Raw genomic sequence first — 23,659 nt, 5'->3', positions numbered from 1 at the left:
GACACGCAATGGAGACGAGGAGAACAGGCCACACCGCCAGCGGCGGTGCCGAAACACGCGGAGGCGACGTATGAGCGACGCCACGGACGAGGCTGCAGACGCCACGGGCGACACCGAGGACAAGCAACGAGGACCGCTCGACGGCCTGACGGTCGTCGAAGCCGGGTCGATGATTTCCGCGGGGACGGTCGGCCGCTTCCTCGCGGACTTCGGCGCGGAGGTCATCAAGGTCGAACACCCGAAGACCGGCGACCACCTCCGCCAGTTCGGCCCCCAGAAAGAGGGGACCGGTCTCTGGTGGAAGTACCTCGGCCGCAACAAAAAGTCGGTGACGCTGGACATCTCGACCGAGGAGGGACAGGTCGTCTTCGAGGACCTCGTCAGCGAGGCCGACGCGCTCATCGAGAACTTCCGACCAGGGACCTTAGAGCGGTGGAATCTCGGGTACGACCACCTCTCGGAGCTCAATCCCGACCTCGTGATGCTCCGTCTGACTGGCTTCGGTCAGACCGGGCCGTACAGCGAGCGCCCCGGCTTCGGAACGCTCGCGGAAGCAATGAGCGGCTTTGCCTACCTGAACGGCTATCCCGACAAGGAGCCGCTGCTCCCGCCGACGGGACTGGCCGACGGCATCGCGGCGATGTTCTCGACGTTCGCCATCATGTTCGCGCTGTACAACCGCGACGCCAACGGCGGCAGCGGCCAGTACATCGACACCAGCCTCATCGAGCCGATTTTCTCGCTCATCGGTCCCCAGCCGCTTCGCTACCAGCAACTCGACGAAATCGAGAAGCGGTCGGGTAACCGCTCGACCTCCTCGGCACCGCGGAACGTCTACCAGACGAGTGACGGTCGTGCGGTCGCCATCTCGGCGAGTGCCCAGCCCATCGCGATGCGCGTCTTCGACGCCATCGAGCGCCCGGAGCTGAAGGACGACCCGCGATTCGAGGACAACGAGAAGCGCCTGGAAAACGTCGAGGAGCTCGACGCTATCATCCAGGACTGGATGGACGACCACACCCGCGAGGAGGTCATCGACCGCTTCGAGGAGTACGAGGCGACCATCGCGCCCATCTACAACGTCGCGGACATCATGGAGGACGAACACTACCAGGCCCGCGACGCGCTCGTCGAAATCGAGGACGACCAGCTGGGCGAGGGACTGGTCCAGAACACGTTCCCGCGGTTCTCGGAGACGCCCGGTGAGATTACCCACCTCGGTCCGCAACTGGGCGCACACAACGAGGAGGTCTACGGTGAACACCTCTCCTACGACGAGGAGACGCTTGTGGATCTCCGGTCGGAGGGGGTCATATGATGGACCTACCAGACGACGTGACCGTCGTCGAGATGCTTCCCCGTGACGGCTTCCAGCGACTCGACGAGTTCGTCCCGACCGAGGAGAAAGTTGAGATTATCGACGCACTCTCGACGACGGGCGTCGACGAAATTGAGATCACCTCCTTTACCCACCCGAAGGCCGTCCCGACGCTGCGGGACGCCGACGAGGTCGCCCAGCGCATCGAGCGTCACGACGACGTGACCTGCCGGGCGCTGGTGCCCAACCCTGTCGGGATGGAGCGAGCAATCGACGCCGAGGTCGACAAGGTCAACGCGCTCGTGACGGTCAGCGAGACCTACAGCGAGCACAACCAGAACAGGACCGTCGAGGAGATTCTGGCCGGCGTCGAGGAGATCGTCGAGATGGCCGACGGCACCGACATCGAGGTCGAGGCCGGCATCGGGACGAGTTTCTACTGTCCCTACGAGGGACGGATTTCGATGGAAGAGACGCTCTCGGTCGTCGACCGCGTCGTCGACGCGGGCGTCGACGAGGTGACGCTGGCGACGACGATGGGACTGGCCAACCCGGTCGAAATCGACGAGATGTACACGGAAGTGTTCGAGCGCTATCCCGACCTCGACGTGGGGCTGCACCTCCACGACACGAACGGGATGAGCCTGGCGAACACGCTGACGGCAATGCAGTGTGGCGTCGACCGCTTCGACACCTCTCACTGCGGACTGGGCGGCGGAGTCGTCCTGCCCGAAGGGCTGGCCGGCGTCGGCAACACGCCGACTGAGGACATCGTCCAGATGCTGACCGGGATGGGCGTCGGAACGAACGCAGATTTCGAGCGCGTCGAGGAGGTCGCTCACGACGTGTCTGACCGACTCGACCTCGGTGCGACGAGTCACGTCCTGATGGGCGGGACCGTCGAGCGCGTGCTCGAAACGGTTGCGGAGGACAAATCATGACAGGAAAGACGATATCGGAGAAACTGCTTTCGGAGAAATCGGGCGAAGACGTTCGGGCTGGCGACTACGTGGAGGCCAGCATCGACGTGATGATGACCCACGACGTGACCGGCCCGCTCACCTTCGAGGTGTTCGAGGACGTGACCGGCGAGGACGCTGAACTGGTCGACCCCGACAACACCGTGATCACGATCGACCACCACGCGCCCGCGGACGGCGTCGAGGCCGCGAACAACCACAACATCGTCCGCGAGTTCGCCGAGGAGTACGGCGCACAGCAGTACGAGGTCGGCGACGGCATCTGTCACCAGGTGCTCGTCGAGGAGGGCTTCGTCGCGCCGGGTGATCTGGTTATCGGCGCAGACTCACACTCGACGACGTTCGGCGGCGTCGGCGGCTTCGGCACCGGCGTCGGCTCGACGGACCTCGGAACAACGCTCGCGACCGGCGACCTCTGGTTCCGCGTGCCCGAGACGCTGCGCTTCGAAGTCGAGGGCGACCTGCCCGACGGCGTCTACGCGAAGGACCTCATCCTGAAATTCATCGGCGACGTGGGCTTCGACGGCTGTACGTACAAAACGGCAGAGTACGGCGGCTCGGCAATCGAATCGCTCCCCATCCATGAGCGGCTCGTCCTCTCGAACATGGCAATCGAGATGGGCGGCAAGGCCGGCATCGTCGCACCCGACGAGCGCACCGTGGACTTCCTCGACGCACAGACCGGCGAACGTCCCGAGATTCCCGACTACACCCAACCTGACGAGGACGCTGAGTACGAAGAAATCCACACCTACCAGGCCGAAGACATCGCACCGCAGGTATCGACGCCGTCGAACCCCGAGAACGCCGTCGATGTCGACGAAGTCGTCGGGACGCCGATTGACCAGCTGTTCGTCGGGACCTGTACCAACGGCCGGTACGAGGACATCCGCATCGTCGCGGATATCATCGAGGGCGAGCAGCTCGCACCCGACACACGGATGGTCGTCGTCCCGGCCTCGCGGTCGGTCTACGAGAAGATGATGGACACCGGCGTCCTGAAGACGTTCGTCGACGCGGGCGCAATCGTCCAGAGCGCGGGCTGTGGCCCCTGCTTCGGGACCCACCAGGGCGTGCTGGGCGACGGCGACGTCTGTCTGGCGACGGCAAACCGGAACTTCCCCGGCCGCGAGGGGTCGATGGAGAGTGAAGTGTACCTCGCCAGTCCGGCGACGGTCGGCGTCTCGGCGCTGTACGGCGAGATCACCGACCCCCGCAGCGTGGAGTTGAATCGCTACGACGATTACATTCTCGAGGAGGCAGAGGCATGACCGAAGCCGACACAGAACGCGATATCGACACGACCGAACCCGGCCGAGCGTGGGTGTTCGGCAGCGACATCGACACGGACCAGATTATCCCCTCGCGATTCCTCGTCTCCAGCGACCCGGCGGAACTGGGCGAGCACGCGTTCAACGACCTCCGACCGGAGTTTTCGGAGCACGTCGAGTCCGGCGATTTCGTCGTCGGCGGCCACAACTTCGGCAGTGGCTCCTCCCGTGAGCACGCCCCGCTCTCGTTGCTCGGTGCGGGCGTCGACGGCGTCGTCGCACAGTCGTTTGCCCGTATCTTCTACCGGAACGGAATCAATCTCGGCCTCCCGGTGCTCATCTGTCCGGCGGCCGACCAGATAGACGACGGCGACGACATCAGCCTCCGTCTCGACGAGGGGGCGGTCATTAACCACACGGCCGACGAGCGTTACGACGCCGACCCACTTCCGGAGTTCCTCCAGACGCTCGTCGACAAGGGCGGTCTCAAACCCTACACGAAAGCGAAACTCGGCACTGAATAGTATAGAAAATCAGAATAGAACGTATTATACTAGCTTTTCCTACTATTGGAGGATATTCGAGTGGGGCTTTATTTGTAGTTTTATATTTTGATATTTATATTCTGAGTATTTTTTCTCAGTTTTATCTAATTATTGTCGCTATACAGTTTTATCCTCCATTGTAACTAACCAGACTATATTTTCTGACAGTAATAATATATACAAGTTTTTCTGATTATTTTGGGCGGTCGGACGGTCGAAAAACACGGTGGTCGATGGAGAGATGCCACGGTACTTCGAGAAAATCCGGTCTCAGCTACCTACCGGCGGTACTGGCGAGCGAGGATGACCGCCCCGGCGAGAAACGCGCCCACGAGCGCCCAGAACGCGAGCGCGTACGTGGCGACATCGGCGACGATGCCGACGAACCCGGGACCGACCGCGTTCGCACCCAGAAAGACGCCGCGGGCAGCACCGAGGTCACCACCGACGCTGTCGGCTGGTGCAGCCTCCATCACCACTGCATCGGCGATCGGGAACTGCGTCTTGTATCCCACGGACGTGAGGACGGTACCGAGAGCGACGAGTGGGAGCGAAGACGCGAGGATGATAAGCGCCAGCCCGGCGGCGGCGACGAGTAGACCGATGATGCTGACGAGCAGGCGCGGGAAGCGGTCGCTTACCTCTCCCGCGGTTGGTTTGACCAGGATGCCGACCGCGAAGATGAGCGCGAATGCGCCACTGGCAAGCGTCGCGGAAAAGCCGCTGTTCTCGACCAGCAACAGCGGATAGAAATTTGTGAGACCGCCGACCGCGAAATAGAAGAGAGCGTACGCGAGCAATCGCTCGCGCTGGATGCGGGTCGCGACGATGCGCCGCACCGTCTCACCGGGTTCGAGCGGGACGCGCTCGACGGTGTATCGCTCGCGGTTCCAGCCGACGAACAGCACCGTGACGAGCACGACCAGGACGACAATGGGAACGAACGCGACCCGCCAAACTGTCGTCGCGAGGACGACAGCAGCGAGTCCCGCTGCGATGAGGCCACCGAGGTCGGTCCCCGCCGAGAAGATGCCCAGCGCTCGACCGCGACTGCCAGCGAAGAGGTCCCCGAGCAGGACGCGCGCGGGGCTGGCAAACAGCCCCTTCCCGATGCCAAGCAAGAGGAGACCGATGACGAACGCGACCGTCGTCGGTCCGATTCCCACGAGGGCAAATCCAACCAGGAGGACGAGAAACCCGGGCAGGATGAGCGACGCCCGAGAGAGGCTATCGGAGTAGGTCCCACTGGGATACTGCGTGACGGCGTAGACGAGCCCGAAGGCCGTCAGCGCGAGGCCGGCCCCGCCAGAGGAGAGTGCAAATTCGGCAGTGATGGGCGGGAGCAGCGGCGGGAGGAGAAAGCGTCCGGCCTGCAGCGTCGCCCACCCCAGCGAGAGAACCAGCAACATCCGGTTGCGGTAGCTGGCGGCCGGCAGTGCGCCACGGAGCCGTTCAGCCTGCACGTCAGGGGGTAGCGCTGGGACGCATTTGAGCCTGCGGAAACGGGGTCGGCAAATCTACGACATCGAGGACAAACTGTTCGACCGACAGCGCGTCAGCGACATATCAACGGCGATCTCGACTCATAGTGCGTCGGCGATGGCGGGCGCGACGCTCACTTCACTGACTGACCGCTCGATTGTGTCAGTCCCGTAAATCGCCTCGACACCGGCACGCGAGAGTTTCAGAACGGCGTTGCTCGCTAACAGCGGGTGGACGCAGGTGACGTAGACGGCGCGCGCGGCGCGCTCGTTCAACACGGCGACGGATTCGCTCATCGTCGACCCGGTGGCGATGATATCGTCGACGAGGACGACATCGCGGTCGCCGACGGCGGCGTCACTGGGCGTGATTTCCACCTCCGTCCCGGAGAGACGCTTCTTTTCGAAGTAGTCAGTGTCACCGCGGCCGTAGGCGTTGGCGACGGTGGCTGCGAGGTCGATTGCGCCCTCGTCGGGGGAGAGAAAGAGTGGCTCCGTCAGGTCGGTGGGAAGCGGGTCTGCGAGGCAGCCAGCGGCGTCGACAGACTCGGCGGAAACAGTGAAGTACTCACAGACAGCGTCTTCATGTGGATTGACAGTCAGCACGCGGTCGGTACCAGTCGAGATGGCGCGCGCGACCGCGCGAGCGGAAACTGGTTCGCCAACCTCGAATGCGCGGTCCTGACGGGCGTAGCCCATATACGGGAGAACGGTCGTTATCTCGCCGGCACCGGCTTCGCGGGCGGCGTCCTGCAACTGGAGACACTCGACGTGGGCCTCGTCTGAGACCGTCGAGGCGACGACGATAGCGTGGTCGTCGACCTCGCCGACGCGTGCCATCCCCTCGCCATCGGGGAACCGCTCGAACTCGACAGGCGCGAGCGATTGGTCGGTCACCGCGGCGAGTTCGGCCGCGAGCGCCTGCGTTTTGGACCCGGAGACAATCATGTTGGAGGTGTCGCCATGCGCCCTAAACCACTTTTCGATACCCACCCACCGGGCTGCCTACTCCAGCAGCCCCATGTCCTCGGCGACGAGGTTCTGGACCTGCTCGGCGAGTGCCGGGTCGACCTGCGCGTGTTCCTCGCCGTCGTGTTGGTTCTCGTTGTGCGTTGCCAGCATCTCCCCGACTTCGGAGAGCGGAATCGTGGTCTCGGTCCCGCACTCCTCGCAGACGATTGGGACCTCGGGGTCGTCGGTGTCGGCAGTCATACCTGCCAGTAGACACGAGGGGGGCAAAACCGGTCCGGTTCTCCTCGCTCCCAATCTGAACTGTACCTGAATATCTCCTCGAATAGAAAGGGTGAGCAACCATCGTCTTTTTAATACTACCAGATGTGTATTTTTCACAGCCTTCAGATTCGAAGTCGCTGCTAAGATCAAAGACAGAGCATGAGTCTATTATTTGCCGGACACGTTGGCGCATTCGCTCTCGCTACGCTGGCGTGTTTCGGGAGCGTCCCGCGTGCCAGGAAGATTCAACACCCGGGAACCAGGGTGGGGCTGGTCGCGCTCCTGGTAACGAGTGGGCTCTGGGCGGGGTTTCAGATGAGCTATCTGGTCGCCCCAGTTCCCAGCGTCCAGAGCGGTCTGTACACGCTCGGACTGGTCGCGGGACTCGCCGCTGTCGGGGCCTGGCTGTACTTTACAGCCGCCTACACCGGCCGGCAACCACGACCCATCCTCTCGCGATGGTCTGTCATCGGTGTCTTTCTGTTCTTCGTCGTGCTGAAGGCGACGAACCCGCTGCATCACCTGTACTTTACAACAAGTCAGATGACGACCCCGTTCTCCCATCTGGCGATACAGTACGGCGTCGTCCACTGGGTCGCACTCGGTCTCGCCTACTCGGTTTCCTCGGTCGGCTTTTTCATGCTTCTCGAGCGGTTCTATTACGCCGGCACAGACACGCGCCCCCTGGTGTTTCTCGTTTCGCTCACCGCCCTGCCGGTCGGCTTCAACGTGCTGGGTATCGTTCGTCCGCAGTTGCTCTCGCTGACCTACGAGCCACTCGGTGTGGCCGTCTTCGCCGTCGGTGTCCTGTTCGTCTACTTCAACCAGTTTCAGGCTGTCCGGCTCGCGGGGGACGCCGACGACCCGGTCGTCTTTCTCGATCGCGGTGAGACGATTCGGGACTACTCCCGGAAAGCCAGTGACCTCTTCCCCGAACTCGGCGGGTCGAGGGGGAAGCCACTCGGAAGCGTGGCTCCGGAACTTGCCACACACATGGCCGCCGACGCCGGTCCGCTGGAACTGGAACGCGGTGGTGAACGACGGTTCTATCAGGTGTCGACGAACCCGTTTATTACCGGAGAGACGGCAACAGGAAAGTCACTCGTCATCGCCGACGTGACCAAAACAGAGCAGTATCGTCGGGATCTCGAACAAAAAAACGAGCAGTTGGAGGCACTGAATCGGGTCGTCCGGCACGACATCCGCAACGACATGAACATCGTTCTCCTGTGGAGCGAGATACTCGAAGACCACGTCGACGAGACAGGAGACGATGCCCTGGGTCGCGTCCGTAACGCCGCAGAACACACGGTCGAACTTACCAAGATAGCCAGAGAGTTCGTCGACTCGCTCGCAGGCGACGAGGCACTGGAGTTGAAACCAATCGACCTTCGAACCTATCTCAAAAATGAACTCGAACAGGCGAAAAACGCCTATCCGGACGCGGAGTGTCACGCTCCCAGCGAGATTCCGGCCGGCTCGGTCCAGGCAAACGAGCTCCTCTCGTCGGTCTTCCGGAATCTGCTGAACAACGCCGTCCAGCACAACGACAAAGAGACGCCCGTTATCACCGTCTCGACGGCGGAAACCGGTGAGACGGTCACCGTTCGCGTCGCCGACAACGGCCCGGGAATTCCAGCAGACCGGCGGGACGAAATCTTCGGGAAAGGTGAGAAGGGACTCGACAGCGAGGGGACTGGCATCGGGCTCTATCTCGTCGAGCAACTGGTCCAGCAGTTCGGGGGGAGTGTCTGGGTCGAACACAACGAACCGACTGGAGCGGTCTTCGTCGTCGAACTCCAGAAGATTCTCGACGAGCCTGACAGTCAACAGACAACCGCAATCGAAAACCGAGAGCAGACAGATATCGGCGTCTGACGAGGCGGTCAGGGAACAGCCAGGCCGACGACGTTTCGCACACCCAGCGCTCGCGAGCGCCAGCCGCCCTGTCCGTCGGGCGTGATCTCGGGCGCGGCGTCGACGAAGACGGTGCCGTCGGCGGTCACCGCGTAGAGACTCTCGCCGTAACCGATGTCAGCAACGGCCGTGTCGGTCGGCAGGTCGTGCACCTGCCAGTCGCCGTCACGACGAATCAGCAGTCCGTCCTCGCTGACGGCGTGAGCGCGTTCGTCGTCAGCAGCCACGAGCGTACAGTCTCCGCCAGCGACGCGCGTCCAGCCGTCGTCGTAGGCCAGTACGCCGTCGGCCGTCGCAGCGTACGGCCCGGCCGCAGCCACGTCGCGGACGGTCGGTCCCGCATCGAGGTCGAACAGTCCGGCGGCGACCCGGACGACGCTGTCACGCGTAGCCAGCAGGTTGCCGTCCATCCGGCGGGGTCCGGTGACGCTTCCGACGGTCACCCAGTCGTCACCCTCCAGTCGGGCGACGGTGCCGTCGGGGGCGACGGCGAGTGGCGTGCCGTCGTCGAGCCCGACCACGTCGGCCGGTCCGAAGTTCGCCTCGGCGAAGCCGTCGTCGGTCCCCACGAGCACGTCAGATTCGGTCCCGACGACGAGTTTGCCGTCCGCGCCGGCGATAGAGGTGGCGGGGTCGTCGTGGACCATGGAAAACCGCCCGATCTGGTCGCCGGCGACTTCGACGCGCGTGACGCCCATGTCGGAGGCGACGAAAGCAGTCGTCTCGTCGCGTGTCTCCCCGTAGACGCGCTTTTCGTCGAGCGTGATGTCGTCTTCGGCAGGCATCTACAGCGCCTCCTTGTACGCTTCCAGCGTCTCCTCGATGTCTTCCTCGGTGTGTGCCGCGCAGACGAACTGCGACTCAAACTGATTTGCCGGCAAGAGGACGCCCTCCTCTTGCATTTGCGAACGGAAGAGTCGGACCCACCGCTCGGTCTCGGCGGCTTTCACGTCGTGGCCGTTCTTCGGGCAGGCGTCGTAGCGCGGACAGGAGGGGCGCTGCCGGCAGCCCGCTTCGCAGTGGTCGGTGCGGTCGGTGCGCGCGTCGCCACCGTTGCGGGTGAAGATGACCTTGAACATCGAGTCGCTGCCGACGACGGTGTACTCCGGGGCCTCGTCGGCGAGGATATCGGTCAGCCCCGAGCGCAACTGGTCGGCCAGCCCGTTGACGTGGTCGTAGACATCGTTCTCGGCGGCGTATCGTAACGTCTCCAGTCCGGCGGCCATCGTTACCGGATGCCCGGAGAACGTTCCCGACTGGAACACGTCGCCCGCGGGCGTGAACTGCTCGATGAGTTCCGACCGGCCGCCGATCGCACCGACGGGGAAGCCGCCGCCAATTATCTTGGCGAAGGTCGTCAGGTCCGGTTCGATGTCGAACTTGCCCTGGGCACACTGGAGACCGCCGACGCGGAAGCCGGTGATGACCTCGTCGAAGACCAGCAGCGACCCGTACTCCTCGGTCACCTCCCGGAGGTGGTCGTGGTAGCCGTCTTCGGGGTAGACGATGCCGTAGTTGCCGAGAATCGGTTCGGTGAGGACGGCGGCGATGTCCTCGCCGTGGGCCTCGAAGACGCGGTCGATCGCCGCCTCGTCGTTGAACGGGACGGCGATGGTGTGTTCGGCAAACGAGTCGGGGATACCGGGCGAGGAGGGGACCGTGTGATCGCCCTCGCCGTCGACGAGCGTGGACTCCTGAGCACCGTGATAGCCGCCCTGCATGACGACGATCTTGTCACGGCCGGTGTAGGCGCGGGCGAGTCGGACCGCCGACACCGTCGCCTCGGTCCCGCTGTTGACGAAGCGGAGCATCTCGACGCTGGCGACGTGGCGGGTGATGAACTCGGCCAGTTCCACCTCGACTTCCGTCGGAACGCCGTACATCGGCCCCTCGGCGGCGTACTGCAGGACGACCGACTGGACCCGGTCGGGCATGTCGTGGCCCAGCAGGAGCGGGCCGTAGCCCATCACGTAGTCGATGTAGCGATTCCCGTCGGCGTCGATGACGTGGCCGCCGTCGCCGCGCTCGACGAAGATTGGATACGGTTGTGTGGCTCGGACAGAGGAGTTGACCCCGCCCGCCAGGACAGAGAGTGCGCGGTCGTACAGCGACCGGGACTGCTCGTGAGTCATAGCTGGCGGTTCGGGGGGCAGCAGAAAGAAGCTAACGCGTCACGCGTGCGGTGGCGCGCGGTCGCAGACGACGAGACGGGGCGGCTAGACCGCGTCGGGGCCGCGTTTGCCGGTCCGAATCTGGACCGCGCTGTCGACGGGCATCACGAAGATTTTCCCGTCACCGGGTTCGCCCGTGTGGGCGGCCTCTTCGATGGCGTCGACGACATCGTCCGATGGGATGTCCGCGACGACACATTCGAGTTTGACCTTCTGATGCAGGTCGACGACGTACTCCTCGCCGCGCCACTGCCCCTTCTTCGAGGGCTGTGAGCCGCGGCCGGAGACGTTCGTCACCGTCAGCGACGGCGCGCCGGCTTCTGCGAGACTTTGCTTGACATCGCCCAGTTTGTCTGGACGAATGTACGCGATGATCATTTCGATTTCGCTCATTCGTTGTCACCTTCAGTGATATCCGAACCGCCGTCCGTCTTGAAAGTTGGGCCACCGTCTGCAACGACGCTGTCCGAGCCACCGAACTCGGGGTAGGTCTCGACGCCGTGTTCGGAGACGTCCAGTCCCTCCTGTTCGTGCTCGGGAGTGACGCGTGCCTGTCCCGTCGCCTTGAGGACGTACCAGATGAGGCCGGTCGCGACGACCGTCCAGCCAAGGATAGCGGCGACGCCGACAACCTGTGCGAGGAACGCGTTCGCAACCGACGGGCCGAGGTCAGCAGCGACGAAGGGGAACGCGAGCGTGCCCAGCACGCCGGCGCTCCCGTGGACGGGGAAGACCGCACACACGTCGTCGATGCCCAGTTTCTCGGTCAGTTCGAAGACGAGTGGGAGCTGTGCGCCGGCGAGCAGACCGATGAGGAGGGCACCCCACCACGTCGCAGCGTCCGGAATCGCCGTGATACCGACGAGCCCGGCGAGCAGACCGTTGGCGACGTAGAGCGTGTCGACCTTGCCAGTCTTGGCCCAGGCGACGAGCGCGGCACCGATGGCACCCATGGCCATCGACACCGTGGTCGTCATGACGACGCGACCGAGGACTGCACCGTTGAAGGCTATCCCGCCCGTGATTGCGCCGTCCTCGACAGTCACCGCGGAGACGCTGAGTATGGACGCGGTCCCGACGTTGAAGCCGTACCAGCCGAAGGCCAGGAGGAGCGTCCCGAGTACTGCGAACGTCATCGAGTGACCGGGGATGACGTTCACCGAGCCGTCGTCGTTGAACCGTCCGATGCGGGGACCGAGCACGTACGCGGCCGTCAGGCCGGCGACACCGCCCATCGCGTGGACGATGGTTCCGCCAGCGAAGTCGTAGAAGACCGCATCACCGAACTGTATGTATCCACCAGCCCACGTGATGCCGGTGACGACCGGGTAGATGACCGCCGCCAGCAGGAACGTGTAGGTCACGTACGCGCGGAGTTTCGCGCGGCCGGCGACAGCACCGGAAACAATCGTCGCCGCCGTCATGGCGAAGACGGCGCCGTAGAACCAGCCGTTGCCCCAGCTTGCGGGGTCGTCAACGGGAACGAAGTTGAAGCCCCCCCCGCCGACGAGACTGCTTACCCCAGCACCGATGAGGAAAAACACCGTTACTCCGACGCTCCACGTCAGGAGGTTCTTCGTCAACTGGTTTGCCACGTTCTTCGACCGTACCTGCCCCGCCTCCAGCATGGCGAAGCCAGCGTGCATGAAGAAAATGAGGAAGGAGACGGTCAGTATCCACATGTAATTGATACTCGCTCCGAGCGCGTTGATGTTCTCTGCGAACGTCTCTGCCGTTACCTGTAATGGGATTGGATCTATCATTCTGAATTTCTCACCTGTATTGTGTCTTTGATCTTGCGTGTTCGTTTGTCCACCTTTCTTCGCGATACCTACGATATCGTTGTTCTTCTCACGAGATACCCTACCGGAAGACACATACATAAGCATTGGCTTTACAGAATTGCATAAATAGCGTTTGAGATGGACATTCAGCCATAATTCAAAAGAATATTAGCTGTATAAGGATGTAAACTGTCCAGAATTAGTGAGTTTGTCAGCTCGTTTTCGGACATTTGTCGACCGGCATGGAAGCCATCCCCCGCAAAAATCGGTGGTTTCGCGCCGCGCGCGCCGGTTCACGCCGCGATGACGAGTGAGCGAAATATTTGCCAGCCACAGAGCGGTTAAGTTCTTAAATATATTCATCATCACCGTGTGCGTATCCACTGTATTCGAGTTATAGAGATGATATTCATGGATTTTGACCATCGACATCTGAAAGAACGCGGTGAGAGATGATGCGTGGACAGACGAGTGAGCAGTCAGCAGACGAAGCGGGCCAACACGCCGATAGCCGAGCGATTGCGAACGCGACGGGCGCGGTCGGTGCCGTTCGAACGGCCTCGGAGACCGTCGACGAGCAGTTGGCCGCTATCGACGGGCTCGCGGGCGCGCAAGCGGACGAAATCGGGACCGTCGTCACCGAAGTGTCGGAGTTGAGCGCGACGATCGAAGAAGTCGCCGCGAGTTCCGAGCAGGTCGCCCAGCGCAGTGAAAACGCCGCGGACCGGGCTGCAGACGGCCGCGCTGCGGCCGCCGACGCGATGGCAGTCGTCGAATCAGTTCAGGAGACCAGCGAGGAACTGGCTGCCGAAATCAGACGGCTCAACGACCGAATCGACACTATCGAAAACGCGCTGGCTGGCATCGACGACATCGCCGAGCAGACGAACATGTTGGCGCTCAACGCCTCTATCGAGGCCGCACGCGCCGGCAACGGCGGTGGCGCAGACGGCTTTGCCGTCGTCGCCGACGAAATCAAGAGCCTCGCCGCCGAGTCACAGGCACAGGCCGACACCATCGAGTCCGCACTGGCGGACGTACAGGCGGCCGCCGACGAGACGGTCGCCCAGCTGGAGGCGACGACCGAGCAGATCGCGACGGGGACGGACCACGTCGCCGACGCGATGGACGAGTTCGACGCCGTCGCCGAAACCGTCGAGCGAACGGCCGACGACGTGCAGTCGGTGTCGGTCGCGACCGACGACCTCGCCGACTCCAGCGAGACGATTGCCGCCCAGTCGGAACAGGTCGCCGACCGGGCGGGTGACATCGAGGACAGTATCGCCGACATTCGGACCGCTCGGACCGAACAGACGGCGATGCTCCGGGAAGTCGAAGACGCCCTCTCGACGGCCGACCGGGGTCCCACAACGACGCAGTCGGTCCCGACCGGCATAGACGCCATCGACGACCGCTGTGGTGGGCTCGTCGAGGGCGGCCAGAGCGTTCTCGAATCCGACGGTGCCGCTCTCGACGACGTGGTCGGGCAGCTGGTCGTCGCGGCGCTGGCCGACGGCCGGGCGGTGTCGCTGACGCCGACGCCGACGCTGGACCGCGACACGCTCGCGGCAGCGTTCGAGGGGAGCGACGACTCGCTGGATGGCGCCATCCGCGAGGACCGCCTGTTCGTGCTCGACGCCTTCGACACCTGGGGACGCGGGTCGAACGTCTTCGACCTCCAGAGCCGGTCGCTGGGAGAAGTCAACCGTGAGACAGACCGCAAGCGTGACGCACCGCTGCTTATTGTCGGGAACATCGCCGGCGAGATTGCCGTCCTCGGCGAACAGCAGGCGCGGGCGGCCCGCTACGAGAACGACGGGAGCGTTTTCGAAGAGAGCGACACCGTCTTGAACGTCATCGATGGCGAGCGAGTCGGCGATTCGTTCGGGGCCTTCTACGTCGGGGCCGCAGACCAGGTGTTCAGCGTCGAGAGCGAGCGCGGCGACCGTCGCCTGACCGTCGTCGACTCGCCCGGTATCACGGGAGAACCGTCGACTCGGCTTGGATCCCCCCGGGCCACTGACAGATGAGCGAGAGTGACCCCTACGGCCGGCTCTTCGAGCTCAGCCGGGACGCCGTCGCCGAAATCGAACTCATCGACCAGATTCCCATCGTTCGGGCGGTCAATCCAGCGTTCGTCGAGGTGTTCGGCTACGACGAGACGGCCATCGTCGGGGAGTCGATAAACGACTTCATCGTCCCCAGCCCCCACGCTGGCGAGGCGTCGACGTTCGACAAACGGACCGCCGACGGCGAGAGTAACTGGGCGACGGTCTCCCGGCAGACCGCCGACGGCGTTCGGGAGTTTCTCTACCGCGGCGTCCCGTTCGAGCGCGACGGCGAACAGCGCGGGCTCGCGATCTACACCGATATCACGGACCAGCGCCGCCGCGAACAGCACCACCAGGTCCTCCACCGCGTCCTTCGGCACAATCTGCGCAACGACCTCACCCAGATTCTCGCGGCCGCCACCACACTGCTCGACGAGAGGGACGACGAGGTCGTACAGATGCAAGCCCGTCGAATCCGCGCGACCGTCGACGACCTGGAGGAACTGAGCAGCGCGGCCAGCACGGTCGAGGACCTCCTCGGTGCCGACAGCGTCGAGCGCCAATCCGTCGACATCACCGAGACACTGCAGCTGCTCGTCAGTCGGTACCGGGAGACATATCCGGATGCGACTATCGAGGCCAGCATCGGTGAGCCGCGAGAGGTAACCGGCGATCACCGCCTCGGCGCTGCGCTCGATGCGCTCCTCGAGAACGCCCTCGAACACAGCACCCCCGCCCCGAGACAGAACGGCGACACGGACGGTCCAGTCGTCCGGGTCAGCGTGACGACCACCGAGACCGAGGCGGTCGCGACAATCGCCGACAACGGTCCCGGCATCCCGGAATACGAGCGTGCAGCGGTCTTCGACGAGCGGCCGCTCTCACAGCTCTCCCACGGGAGCGGGCTGGGGCTGTGGCTGGCCAAGTGGGTTATCGAGGGTTACGGCGGCCGACTCACCTACGAGCGACGCGGCGGCGAGACAATCGTGGCCGCACGAGTCCCGCTCGCTTCAAACGGCCACGCTGTCCCCGGTCAGCCCCAGAGCTGAGACCGGGGGACAACCGGAGAGACGGGCGCTACAGTGTTTCGGCCACGTCCTCGGCGAAGTACGTGAGAATGAGGTCCGCGCCCGCCCGCTTGATAGACAGCAGCGACTCGTAAGCGACGGCATCGAGGTCCAGCCATCCCTTCTCGGCGGCGGCGTGGAGCATCGCGTACTCGCCGGAGACGTTGTACGCCGCGACTGGCTGGTCGACCTGGTCGCGCACGCCAGCGACGATATCGAGATAGGGAAGCGCCGGTTTGACCATCAACACGTCTGCGCCCTGTTCGACATCGAGCCTGACTTCACGGGTGGCTTCGCGTGCGTTCGCGGGATCCATCTGGTAGTGCCGGCGGTCGCCGAAGGCCGGCGCACCGTCGGCAGCGTCACGGAACGGCCCGTAGAAGGCCGACTCGTATTTCGCGGCGTAACTCATGATTGCCACGTCCTCGTAGCCGTCGGCGTCGAGGGCGTCCCGGATCGTCCCAACCATCCCATCCATCATCCCGGACGGGGCGACCATATCTGCACCTGCCTCGGCGTGAGAGGTAGCAATCTCACCAAGCAGGTCGAGCGTCTCGTCGTTCTCGACGGTGAGGTGGGGATCTTCCGCAGCACACTCCTCGACAATCCCGCAGTGACCGTGGCTGGTGTACTCACAGAGACAGACGTCGGTAATGACGTAGGCGTCCGTCTCGCCGGTGATGCGACGGGTGGCCTCCTGCACGACGCCGTCCTCGGCCCACGCGCGAGTGCCGCGCTCGTCTTTCGAGTCGGGAATGCCGAAGACGATGACCGCCTCGACGCCCGTCTCGCGGATTTCCTCGACGCGAGCGACGGCCTCGTCGACGGGCACGCGTTCGTGGCCGGGCATCGACTCGATCGGCTGGCGCTGGTCGGTCGTGGCATCGACGAAGACGGGTGCGATGAGGTCCGACGCCGAGAGGTCGGTTTCCCGCACCAGCGGCCGAATACCGTCGGTCCGCAGGCGGCGCGGTCGGCGTGAGAGGTCCATATCCGGCATTGTCGCGGCGACGGCAAAGCCGTGTCGCTCCCGCCTCCCGTAGTCCGCGTCGAATCAACCCGAAGACGTTTGACGGTTCTGCGATTACACCGCCACAGATGAGTAGCGATGACAGTACCCGCTCGCGCCTGTCTTCGCGTCAGATTGGCCTGGCACTACTCACGACTGCTGTCATCGCAGCCCTGGTCTGGACTGCAGCCAGGACGGGATATCTCACGATTCCAGCAGGGACGACCGACGTTGCCCGGTCGCTGCTCGAACGCTACGGTCTCCCCGCGCTCTTCGTCGTCTTCATCGTCGAGGGCGCGATGTTGCTCTACTTCGCCCCCAGCGAGAGTCTGGTCCCGGCAGCAGTCGTCCTGCTCGGTGAGACGACAGCAGATATCGCCACTATCGTCGGCGTGGCCGTCATCGGCGCGACGATCGGCCAGACCGGGCTGTTCTTGCTCGCAAAGCGAGGCGGTCGCGAAGTGCTCCGTGAGCGCCGCTGGGTTGCCGTCAGCGAAGCGAATCTCGACCGCTTCGAGGGGTGGTTCGACCGCTGGGGCGCGCTGGTCGTACCGGTCAGCAACACGCTGCTGTTCACCCGCGGCATGCTGACGATTCCCGCCGGTCTCGCGGAGATGGACACGCGCACGTTCGTCGTCCTCTCTGCGCTCGGCACGCTCTCGTTCGAACTCATCCTCGCGGCTGTCACGCTCGGCGTCGTTGGCTGGCTGTAACGAGCAGCCGACCTGCCGACACTTAGAGCGCGGTCGGGTCGACCTTGCCAGCGACGTACACCAGCGTCGACAGCAGGAGTGCGATACTCGCCGGAAGCAGCCAGACGAACGCCGTCAGGAGAATCCCGCTGGCCTGGATTCCGAAGACGAGCAGGATGACCGGTGCACAGCAGGTACTCCCCGCCAGCAGCCCCGGAATCGAGGCGAACACGCCGGCACTGGTGCTCAGCCCGCACGACCGCGGCTGCGTTACCGCCAGATACGAGAACGCGAGGTTCAGGCCAACGAGCGAGGCAATCGCCAGCCCCAGTAACGTGTTTATCGGCGAGAACTCCCAGACAAGCACCCCGAGTTCGAGAAGGGCGACCGGCTGGAACAGGAAGGCACCCGGTGCCGGCCGAAACGTTCGCGAAAGGGGATTGTCGGCGACGAACACTGAAAGCCCGGCTCCCGAGGAGACGACGATGTCGCCCAGTACCCAGAGGAAGGTTCCGAGATACGCGACTGTCACCGCCAGCAGGACGGCGAGCGGACCGGGCTGGCGAACGACACCGCGGGCGACCAGCCGCGTCGTGGCGATTCGTGTCCGTATTCGCGCCAGACTCGCAGTGAACCGGGTCGAGAGGGAGTGTGTCTCTGTCATGGTAGCGCTCAGGCCACAACCTCGGTGTCCGGATAGAAGCCCGCCCAGGCGAACCACATGGCGTCGAACGCGTTCACCGGCTCCAGCGGGAGACTGTCTGCCGCGTACTGGTTTCCGTCGGGCCCTTCGTACCCCTCCTCGACGGCCGCAATCGTCCGGTCCTCGGGGTTGCGGTAGACCCACGCCGAATCGAGCGCGTCGTGGGACGCGGCGAGATACGGCACGCCGCCAACGGTCGTTTCGAGCAGCGGTTCCTCCCGGAGGCGCTCCTTGCTGAACGCAACCTTTCCGTCGCTGGTGCGGGCACCGATGAACACCGATTTGGGGTGGTGGCGGTCGTCCGCTCGGAGCGGGCTGAACAGCAGATTCTCGTTTTTGTAATAGCCACTCCGAGGGTTGTACGTCCCGTAGGGGTCGCGGTTGTAGCCGACCGGTTCGCCCGTGTCCTCGGTCAGGACCTCGGTGTCTTCGTGGACGGTTCGCCAGCGCTCCCACGTCGTCCAGATCACGCGAAACTCACGCAGCGACCGTCCGAGAAACGCGTCGTTCTCGCCGCGGACGAGCGTCCCGAGGACCTGGGGCCACCACGACTCCGAAACGCGGTCGTACATAATCAGGTTGCTGTTGACGAGCATCCCGGAGACGCCGAATTCGTCGTCGCCGCGGTCGAATCCTATCGCAGTCCCGGTCAACGGACAGTACGTGACCGCGACGTTGTGCCCGGCCAGTTCGTCGTTGACGATTTCGTGTCGGACGAGAATGTACTGCGGGTACGCCCGCGCCTGCCCGTCGAGTTCGACCCCGAACACCGGGTCGCCAGGATCTAGTCGCTCGCCGACATCGCTCGCGTCTTCGAACTGCGGGTCGTCTATCGACGGGATGCCATCTTTCGGAACGCCGCCCGATACGGCGTTGTCCGCGAACCCGGCGTACTCGCGTGACAGTTCGACATCGTGAGAGAAGAACGGCCAGTCGTCGCCAGTGGTCGCGCTTGCACCGACAACCGGCTCCCCGGTCGGTTCGGGTGTGTCACCACCCGTAACCGCGTCGAGACAGCCGGCTAGACCGGCTATTCCGGCACCCGCCACCGTCTGCAAGAAGCGTCGCCGGGACGGAGTGGCACTCATATCAAGACAGGATATGTTCGGTCTGAGGATAAACCGCGCCCGGAAGTGTGACAGACAGACACGAACGCAGCCGTAGTTTTATATCCGAATCCGGGGCCAGCCCAGGCCATGACACGATGTCCAGCCTGCGATAGCGCCGTCGGAGACAGGACAGTCTGTCCGGCGTGTGGCACCGGAATCGAACGGGAACAGGCCCACCAGAAAGGAGGGCGCCAGTACCAGTCCGCCGACCACCGTCAGCGACAGTCAGCAGAGCAGCCACGGCAGCAACGCCCAGCGGCCAGCGACGAGGGGCGACAAGCCACCAACCGCCGGCGTTCCGCCGGTAGGCCACCGCTGCCGTCTGGTATCAAACTGCTCTGTGGGCTGCTCGTCCTGTCGGGAATCGGGTCGCTGTTTGTGGGACTCCAACTCCAGAGCATCGGACAGACGGCCGGCGCGTACGGCGCGAGCGCCGCCGGAAACTCGATGGGGACCACCGCGCTGGTCGTGCTGGCCTTTGGTGTCGGCGAACTCGTCGCTGCAGCCGGTCTGTGGACCAGAAAATCGTGGGGCTGGACAGCCGGGATGGCCGTTAGTGGCTCTGGCATCCTGACAAGCGGGCTGCTAATGACAAACTCCTTCACGAGCGGTATCGGACTCATGGGGTTGCTGCTGAACGCCGGTCTGGGCTGGTACATCTACAATCAGCGGTGGGTGTTTCGGGATCGGTCCAGGCGAGGGCAGCAACAAACTCAGCCACAGCAGCGGCGGCAGTACAAGCAATAAAAAGGGGTTACTGATCAGGCCTCGATAGCGTCGACGAGCAGTTCGGTGAGGTCGACGATCTCGAGGTCGTCCTCGAAGCCGCCAGTCTTGCGGCCGTCCTCGAACATCGTGACGCACATCGGGCAGGCGACGACGAACTGTTCGATGCCATCCGAGGAGCGTGGCTCCTCGCAGTCCTCGACAGCCTCTCGGAGACGCTCCTCGCTGGGTTTGTGGTCCTCGTCGTGGTCCATCCAGAGGCCACCGCCACCGCCGCCACAACAGAAGGAGTTGTTGCGGTTGCGCGGCATCTCGACCAGTTCCGCGCCGGTCGCGCGCACGAGTTCCCGCGGCGCTTCGTACTCGTCGTTGTACCGACCCAGGTGACAGGGGTCGTGATAGGTGACTGTCCTGTCAACGCTCCCCAGGTCGAGTTTCCCGGCGGTGACCAGTCGGTCGACGACTTGCGTGTAATGGGCCACTTCGATATCGCCGTCGGCGTTCCAGTAGCCCTCGACGGGAGCTTCGAGCATCGGGTCGTCGGCGAATTCGGCGAAGTCGATCTCCGAATACTCGTTTTCGATGGTGTTGTACGAGTGTGGGTCCGTACAGACGATGGTCTCGAACTCACACTCTTCGAGTGCGCCAATCAGCGTCGACGCCTGCTCGACGTACAGTAACTCTTCGCCGAGCCGGCGGATGTCGTTGCCGTCGTAGACCTCGTCCTCGTAGAGGATACCGTAGTCGACACCGGCATGTTCGAAGATGCGAGCGAGCGCGCGTGCGACGTTGCGATTACGCTCGTCGTAGCTGGGGTAGTCGCCGACGTACCAGAGATACTCGACGGACTGTTCGCGGGCGTCCGGAACCTCGAAATCCAGTTCGTCGGTCCAGTCAGGACGGGAGCGGGCCGAGTCCCCGAAGGTGTTGCCCTGTTGCATCAGGTTCTGGAAGACGTCCTGAATGTGGCCGTCGACGTCGCCCTGCTCGACGAGCTGTCGATTCATGTCCGTAAAGTGCGTGAGATGCTCGATGTCGACCGGGCAAGCGTCCATGCAGGCCATACAGGAGAGACACGACTCCATCGTGCTCGCATCGATGACGGACGTGCCCCCGTCGGCGACGATGGGCAGCTCCTCGCCGCCAGCGTCGTGCTGTTCGCGGTAGCTTTTGAGGTCGAGAATGACGTCACGGGGGTCCAGCGGCCGCCCCGCCTCGTTTGCCGGGCAGACGGACGAACACCGGCCACACTTCGTACAGGCGTCCTGGTCGAGGAGTTGCTTCCAGGTGAAATCGTCCACGTCGTCAAGTTCCGTATCCGCTTGCGGGTCCAGGGGGACGCCGGGGAGGCGACTGCCGGCCTTCTCGTCGCGGGTAACGAGGTTTGCGAACGACGAGAGCATGTGCAGTGGCTTCGCGTAGGGCACCCAGGCGACGAACCACAGCGCAAGCAGTGAGTGACTCCACCAGACGATAGGATAGGCGGCAACGGCCGCCTCCGGGGAGATGCCCGCGCCAGCGCCGACGGCGGCGAGGAAGTACCCGACGAAACTCACTGTTTCGAACGTGGGGAAGTTCTGCCCGAGGATACGAACAGCTTCAGTGAGGTAGCCGCCGACGCCGAGGAGAAAGAGCGACCAGAGAAAGAGGTCGTCCTCGCGGCCGGTGTGTTTGCCCCAGAGTCGGTCCGAGCGGGCGACGTAACGCCGGTAGATGGCGACAGCGATGCCGACGACGAAGAAAAGTCCCATCGCGTCCATTACCAGCGAGTAGGAGAGATAGAAATCACCGACGAAGAAAGAATCGCCGGTCAGCGGGCGGTAGAGGTCCATATCGATGCCGAGAATCGTCGTCCCGATGAGCAGGGTGAGAAAGCCCCAGAGAATCGCGGCGTGCATCAGCCCGGCGACGATGTCGCGGTCGAGTTGCTTCTCGTTAGAGAGCGCCAGCCGTGCACTCGACCGGATACGGCTTCCGAGGTCGTCGAGTCTGGGGAACGGGTCGTCTGTGCCCTGGGTATAGCGCGTGACTCGCTGGTAGATACCGACGAGAAACACCAGAATCGCCACGGCAGCCAGATAATAAAAGATCGCCTTCCCGACGTACCCGATCTGCCAGAATGTCGGCCGCGTAACCTGCTCGGCCTGCAAGAGTACCATACGCACATACGATTTCGCTGCGTGTATAAGTGTTACCACGGCCGCCTACCGGCTGGAAAGTAGACGGTCAGCTATCGGTTAGTCAGTGTGTTACCATAGTTCAGGGGATGGCTTTTTATGTTTCAACGAACTGGAAACATGGCACGATGGACGACAAAACAGCGGAACTCCGCGACATCTTCATCGACGTGGCCGACGGGGAGACGGTCACGGAGTCCCAGACGGAACAGCGGGGGTCACTACTCCGGGACGAGTCTGTCGACGAGCGCCTGGCAGACGTCATCGACCGGATGCGCGAGCGGTTCGACTTCCAGACGTCGCTCGCGACAGAGGAACTCTGTACCATCGTCACGGAGTTCTACGACGGGAAAAGCGACGACGGCATCGCGACAGTGTTGAAAGTCCCGCGCGACCTCGTCTTCGACGCCCGGATGGACCTGCATCTGGTTCGCGACGAGGATACGGGCGATATCGACACGACGACACTCCGGGCGCGACTCGCTGCCGACGAACCTGTCGGAGCAGTCGCGGCCGATCTCGATGCGAAATCGGGGGATATCGAGCAGGCGGTCCGTGCGGTGCGCGCCGAAAACCGGTCGAAACGCGTCAGTCAACGCTTCCGGACCGAGTTCGAAGAGATTCTGACCGACGCCGACATCGCCGACCACCTCACTGCTGACGTGCAGGACGACGGTCTCGACGAAGCCACAGAAGGACTCGAAGTCGACGTGGAATTTTAAGTCCGAGCGGGCGACCAGCCCGCCCCATGCACGCGTTCCGCGACGTTGCCACGGCCGCCTACTGCCCGCGCAAACTCTACTACCGTCGCCGCCAGCCCGACGACGTCAAGACACCGGATTCCGTCGAGCAGCGGCGCGCACTCGCCTTCCAGTACGAGCGACTGCTGACCGACGACGACGCGCTCCGGTCGGCGCCGATTGCCGTCTCGCCGACAACCTATCGCTCGCGGCTTGGCTGTCTGAAAGCGCGTCTCTCGGCGTGGGACGCGCTCGCGTCCCCGGACGAGCGTGACGTGGTGTTGACCGGGCGAGAGTGTCGTGGAGTCGTCCACAAACTACTCGACGACGAGCCGACGCTGTCGCTCGTCTTCGCCGGTGACCCACCAGAACAGGGCGTCTGGCAGCCCCAGAGTGTTCATCTCGTCGCGGCGGCGAAAGCGCTCTCGTGGGAGCGCGAGACGAGCGTCGAGCGCGTCTTCGCGGAGTATCCCGCACACGGCATCGTCCGCGAGATCTCGCTCGGGAGTAGACGACGGGCACAATACCGCGAGGCCGTCCGAACCGCCGACACTATCGACGGTCCGCCCGCACGCGCGGCAAGCGACGCGAAGTGCTCGCCGTGTGAGTTCAGCGGCGAGTGTGGGACACAGACACGGTCGTTGCGGTCGCTGCTGGGCGGTGATTAAACGGTGACTGCTGCGGG

22 protein-coding genes are annotated in these 23,659 nt (G+C 63.7%); 11 read left to right on the top strand and 11 right to left on the bottom strand.

The window, feature by feature from the left end; translation table 11 throughout:
* Positions 1-70 precede the first annotated feature (70 nt).
* Genes WDJ60_RS04455 through WDJ60_RS04440 form a run of 4 tightly spaced genes read left to right on the top strand, consistent with a single transcriptional unit; the run spans position 71 to position 4,093 of the window.
* Complete coding sequence (locus tag WDJ60_RS04455; protein ID WP_340098794.1) at positions 71-1,318, top strand: CaiB/BaiF CoA transferase family protein; 1,248 nt, start codon at positions 71-73, stop codon at positions 1,316-1,318.
* Positions 1,315-2,259, top strand: a complete 945-nt coding sequence (locus WDJ60_RS04450; RefSeq protein WP_340098793.1) for a hydroxymethylglutaryl-CoA lyase — start codon at positions 1,315-1,317, stop codon at positions 2,257-2,259. Before WDJ60_RS04455 ends, WDJ60_RS04450 begins: the two co-directional genes overlap by 4 nt.
* A complete protein-coding gene (locus tag WDJ60_RS04445) occupies positions 2,256-3,569 on the top strand; it encodes a 3-isopropylmalate dehydratase large subunit (protein ID WP_340098792.1) in 1,314 nt (437 codons plus the stop codon). The genes WDJ60_RS04450 and WDJ60_RS04445 overlap by 4 nt, the downstream gene beginning before the upstream one ends.
* Positions 3,566-4,093, top strand: coding sequence for a 3-isopropylmalate dehydratase small subunit (locus WDJ60_RS04440; RefSeq protein ID WP_340098791.1), 528 nt, complete (start codon positions 3,566-3,568; stop codon positions 4,091-4,093). Before WDJ60_RS04445 ends, WDJ60_RS04440 begins: the two co-directional genes overlap by 4 nt.
* Positions 4,094-4,392: 299 nt before the next feature.
* Here WDJ60_RS04440 and WDJ60_RS04435 read toward each other — a convergent pair whose 3' ends face one another.
* From WDJ60_RS04435 to WDJ60_RS04425, 3 genes are all read right to left on the bottom strand, one after another.
* On the bottom strand, positions 4,393-5,577 hold the full coding sequence (locus tag WDJ60_RS04435; RefSeq protein ID WP_340098790.1) for an MFS transporter: 1,185 nt from the start codon (positions 5,575-5,577) through the stop codon (positions 4,393-4,395).
* Between the two features lie 120 nt (positions 5,578-5,697).
* Positions 5,698-6,543 (bottom strand): ribose-phosphate diphosphokinase, encoded by an 846-nt coding sequence (locus WDJ60_RS04430; protein WP_340098789.1) that lies wholly within the window; start codon positions 6,541-6,543, stop codon positions 5,698-5,700.
* 57 nt (positions 6,544-6,600) lie between these two features.
* Complete coding sequence (locus tag WDJ60_RS04425) at positions 6,601-6,807, bottom strand: DUF8149 family protein (RefSeq protein ID WP_340098788.1); 207 nt, start codon at positions 6,805-6,807, stop codon at positions 6,601-6,603.
* Between the two features lie 180 nt (positions 6,808-6,987).
* Here WDJ60_RS04425 and WDJ60_RS04420 point away from each other — a divergent pair, with 180 nt between their 5' ends.
* Positions 6,988-8,706 carry a sensor histidine kinase gene (locus WDJ60_RS04420; RefSeq protein ID WP_340098787.1) on the top strand — a complete coding sequence of 573 codons (1,719 nt, stop codon included), beginning with the start codon at positions 6,988-6,990 and terminating at the stop codon, positions 8,704-8,706.
* Positions 8,707-8,714: 8 nt separating this feature from the next.
* On the opposite strand, the gene WDJ60_RS04415 is transcribed toward WDJ60_RS04420, so the two are convergent.
* From WDJ60_RS04415 to WDJ60_RS04400, 4 genes are all read right to left on the bottom strand, one after another.
* A complete protein-coding gene (locus WDJ60_RS04415) occupies positions 8,715-9,530 on the bottom strand; it encodes an HVO_0234 family beta-propeller protein (protein ID WP_340098786.1) in 816 nt (271 codons plus the stop codon).
* Positions 9,531-10,877 carry a glutamate-1-semialdehyde 2,1-aminomutase gene (gene hemL, locus WDJ60_RS04410; protein ID WP_340098785.1) on the bottom strand — a complete coding sequence of 449 codons (1,347 nt, stop codon included), beginning with the start codon at positions 10,875-10,877 and terminating at the stop codon, positions 9,531-9,533.
* An 84-nt stretch (positions 10,878-10,961) separates the two neighbouring features.
* Positions 10,962-11,309: a P-II family nitrogen regulator gene (locus WDJ60_RS04405; protein WP_340098784.1), complete on the bottom strand. Its 348-nt coding sequence runs from the start codon at positions 11,307-11,309 to the stop codon at positions 10,962-10,964.
* Complete coding sequence (locus tag WDJ60_RS04400; RefSeq protein WP_417750429.1) at positions 11,306-12,679, bottom strand: ammonium transporter; 1,374 nt, start codon at positions 12,677-12,679, stop codon at positions 11,306-11,308. The genes WDJ60_RS04405 and WDJ60_RS04400 overlap by 4 nt, the downstream gene beginning before the upstream one ends.
* A gap of 476 nt (positions 12,680-13,155) precedes the next feature.
* Here WDJ60_RS04400 and WDJ60_RS04395 point away from each other — a divergent pair, with 476 nt between their 5' ends.
* Together WDJ60_RS04395 and WDJ60_RS04390 are read left to right on the top strand one after the other, a co-directional pair.
* Entirely contained in the window at positions 13,156-14,730 is a 1,575-nt protein-coding gene (locus tag WDJ60_RS04395) for a methyl-accepting chemotaxis protein (protein ID WP_340098783.1), read from the top strand.
* Positions 14,727-15,800 carry a PAS domain-containing sensor histidine kinase gene (locus WDJ60_RS04390; protein ID WP_340098782.1) on the top strand — a complete coding sequence of 358 codons (1,074 nt, stop codon included), beginning with the start codon at positions 14,727-14,729 and terminating at the stop codon, positions 15,798-15,800. The genes WDJ60_RS04395 and WDJ60_RS04390 overlap by 4 nt, the downstream gene beginning before the upstream one ends.
* 28 nt (positions 15,801-15,828) lie before the next feature.
* Here the strand turns inward: WDJ60_RS04390 and hemB are convergent, their stop codons facing one another.
* Entirely contained in the window at positions 15,829-16,809 is a 981-nt protein-coding gene (hemB, locus tag WDJ60_RS04385; protein ID WP_340098781.1) for a porphobilinogen synthase, read from the bottom strand.
* 107 nt (positions 16,810-16,916) lie between these two features.
* On the opposite strand from hemB, the gene WDJ60_RS04380 reads away from it, so the two are divergent.
* Positions 16,917-17,540: a DedA family protein gene (locus WDJ60_RS04380; RefSeq protein ID WP_340098780.1), complete on the top strand. Its 624-nt coding sequence runs from the start codon at positions 16,917-16,919 to the stop codon at positions 17,538-17,540.
* Between the two features lie 22 nt (positions 17,541-17,562).
* Here WDJ60_RS04380 and WDJ60_RS04375 read toward each other — a convergent pair whose 3' ends face one another.
* Together WDJ60_RS04375 and WDJ60_RS04370 are read right to left on the bottom strand one after the other, a co-directional pair.
* Positions 17,563-18,183, bottom strand: a complete 621-nt coding sequence (locus WDJ60_RS04375; protein ID WP_340098779.1) for a hypothetical protein — start codon at positions 18,181-18,183, stop codon at positions 17,563-17,565.
* A gap of 8 nt (positions 18,184-18,191) precedes the next feature.
* Entirely contained in the window at positions 18,192-19,310 is a 1,119-nt protein-coding gene (locus tag WDJ60_RS04370) for a DUF3179 domain-containing protein (protein ID WP_340098778.1), read from the bottom strand.
* A 108-nt stretch (positions 19,311-19,418) separates the two neighbouring features.
* Between WDJ60_RS04370 and WDJ60_RS04365 the strand changes: the two genes are divergently transcribed.
* Positions 19,419-20,078, top strand: coding sequence for a zinc ribbon domain-containing protein (locus WDJ60_RS04365; RefSeq protein ID WP_340098777.1), 660 nt, complete (start codon positions 19,419-19,421; stop codon positions 20,076-20,078).
* Positions 20,079-20,092: 14 nt separating this feature from the next.
* Here WDJ60_RS04365 and WDJ60_RS04360 read toward each other — a convergent pair whose 3' ends face one another.
* Positions 20,093-22,216, bottom strand: a complete 2,124-nt coding sequence (locus WDJ60_RS04360; protein WP_340098776.1) for a (Fe-S)-binding protein — start codon at positions 22,214-22,216, stop codon at positions 20,093-20,095.
* A gap of 146 nt (positions 22,217-22,362) precedes the next feature.
* On the opposite strand from WDJ60_RS04360, the gene WDJ60_RS04355 reads away from it, so the two are divergent.
* Entirely contained in the window at positions 22,363-22,956 is a 594-nt protein-coding gene (locus tag WDJ60_RS04355) for a conditioned medium-induced protein 4 (RefSeq protein WP_340098775.1), read from the top strand.
* Positions 22,957-22,982: 26 nt separating this feature from the next.
* A complete protein-coding gene (locus WDJ60_RS04350) occupies positions 22,983-23,642 on the top strand; it encodes a CRISPR-associated protein Cas4 (protein ID WP_340098774.1) in 660 nt (219 codons plus the stop codon).
* The last annotated feature ends 17 nt before the right edge of the window (positions 23,643-23,659 follow it).

It is taken from the genome of Salinibaculum salinum, assembly GCF_037645885.1.
GTDB classification, from domain to species: domain Archaea; phylum Halobacteriota; class Halobacteria; order Halobacteriales; family Haloarculaceae; genus Salinibaculum; species Salinibaculum salinum.
Note: the sequence above shows the minus strand (reverse complement) of the source record. Positions and strands in the feature narration are given on the sequence as shown.

What these genes read in the sequence shown, in the direction of transcription:
- hemB (WP_340098781.1), bottom strand. Translation starts at nt 16,809, where the DNA reads ATGGACCTCTCACGCCGACCGCGCCGCCTGCGGACCGACGGTATTCGG.
- WDJ60_RS04355 (WP_340098775.1), top strand. Translation starts at nt 22,363, where the DNA reads ATGGACGACAAAACAGCGGAACTCCGCGACATCTTCATCGACGTGGCC.
- WDJ60_RS04430 (WP_340098789.1), bottom strand. Translation starts at nt 6,543, where the DNA reads ATGATTGTCTCCGGGTCCAAAACGCAGGCGCTCGCGGCCGAACTCGCC.
- WDJ60_RS04440 (WP_340098791.1), top strand. Translation starts at nt 3,566, where the DNA reads ATGACCGAAGCCGACACAGAACGCGATATCGACACGACCGAACCCGGC.
- WDJ60_RS04405 (WP_340098784.1), bottom strand. Translation starts at nt 11,309, where the DNA reads ATGAGCGAAATCGAAATGATCATCGCGTACATTCGTCCAGACAAACTG.
- WDJ60_RS04375 (WP_340098779.1), bottom strand. Translation starts at nt 18,183, where the DNA reads ATGACAGAGACACACTCCCTCTCGACCCGGTTCACTGCGAGTCTGGCG.
- WDJ60_RS04365 (WP_340098777.1), top strand. Translation starts at nt 19,419, where the DNA reads ATGACACGATGTCCAGCCTGCGATAGCGCCGTCGGAGACAGGACAGTC.
- WDJ60_RS04415 (WP_340098786.1), bottom strand. Translation starts at nt 9,530, where the DNA reads ATGCCTGCCGAAGACGACATCACGCTCGACGAAAAGCGCGTCTACGGG.
- hemL (WP_340098785.1), bottom strand. Translation starts at nt 10,877, where the DNA reads ATGACTCACGAGCAGTCCCGGTCGCTGTACGACCGCGCACTCTCTGTC.
- WDJ60_RS04360 (WP_340098776.1), bottom strand. Translation starts at nt 22,216, where the DNA reads ATGGTACTCTTGCAGGCCGAGCAGGTTACGCGGCCGACATTCTGGCAG.
- WDJ60_RS04390 (WP_340098782.1), top strand. Translation starts at nt 14,727, where the DNA reads ATGAGCGAGAGTGACCCCTACGGCCGGCTCTTCGAGCTCAGCCGGGAC.
- WDJ60_RS04450 (WP_340098793.1), top strand. Translation starts at nt 1,315, where the DNA reads ATGATGGACCTACCAGACGACGTGACCGTCGTCGAGATGCTTCCCCGT.
- WDJ60_RS04455 (WP_340098794.1), top strand. Translation starts at nt 71, where the DNA reads ATGAGCGACGCCACGGACGAGGCTGCAGACGCCACGGGCGACACCGAG.
- WDJ60_RS04380 (WP_340098780.1), top strand. Translation starts at nt 16,917, where the DNA reads ATGAGTAGCGATGACAGTACCCGCTCGCGCCTGTCTTCGCGTCAGATT.
- WDJ60_RS04350 (WP_340098774.1), top strand. Translation starts at nt 22,983, where the DNA reads ATGCACGCGTTCCGCGACGTTGCCACGGCCGCCTACTGCCCGCGCAAA.
- WDJ60_RS04400 (WP_417750429.1), bottom strand. Translation starts at nt 12,679, where the DNA reads ATGATAGATCCAATCCCATTACAGGTAACGGCAGAGACGTTCGCAGAG.
- WDJ60_RS04445 (WP_340098792.1), top strand. Translation starts at nt 2,256, where the DNA reads ATGACAGGAAAGACGATATCGGAGAAACTGCTTTCGGAGAAATCGGGC.
- WDJ60_RS04395 (WP_340098783.1), top strand. Translation starts at nt 13,156, where the DNA reads ATGCGTGGACAGACGAGTGAGCAGTCAGCAGACGAAGCGGGCCAACAC.
- WDJ60_RS04370 (WP_340098778.1), bottom strand. Translation starts at nt 19,310, where the DNA reads ATGAGTGCCACTCCGTCCCGGCGACGCTTCTTGCAGACGGTGGCGGGT.
- WDJ60_RS04425 (WP_340098788.1), bottom strand. Translation starts at nt 6,807, where the DNA reads ATGACTGCCGACACCGACGACCCCGAGGTCCCAATCGTCTGCGAGGAG.
- WDJ60_RS04420 (WP_340098787.1), top strand. Translation starts at nt 6,988, where the DNA reads ATGAGTCTATTATTTGCCGGACACGTTGGCGCATTCGCTCTCGCTACG.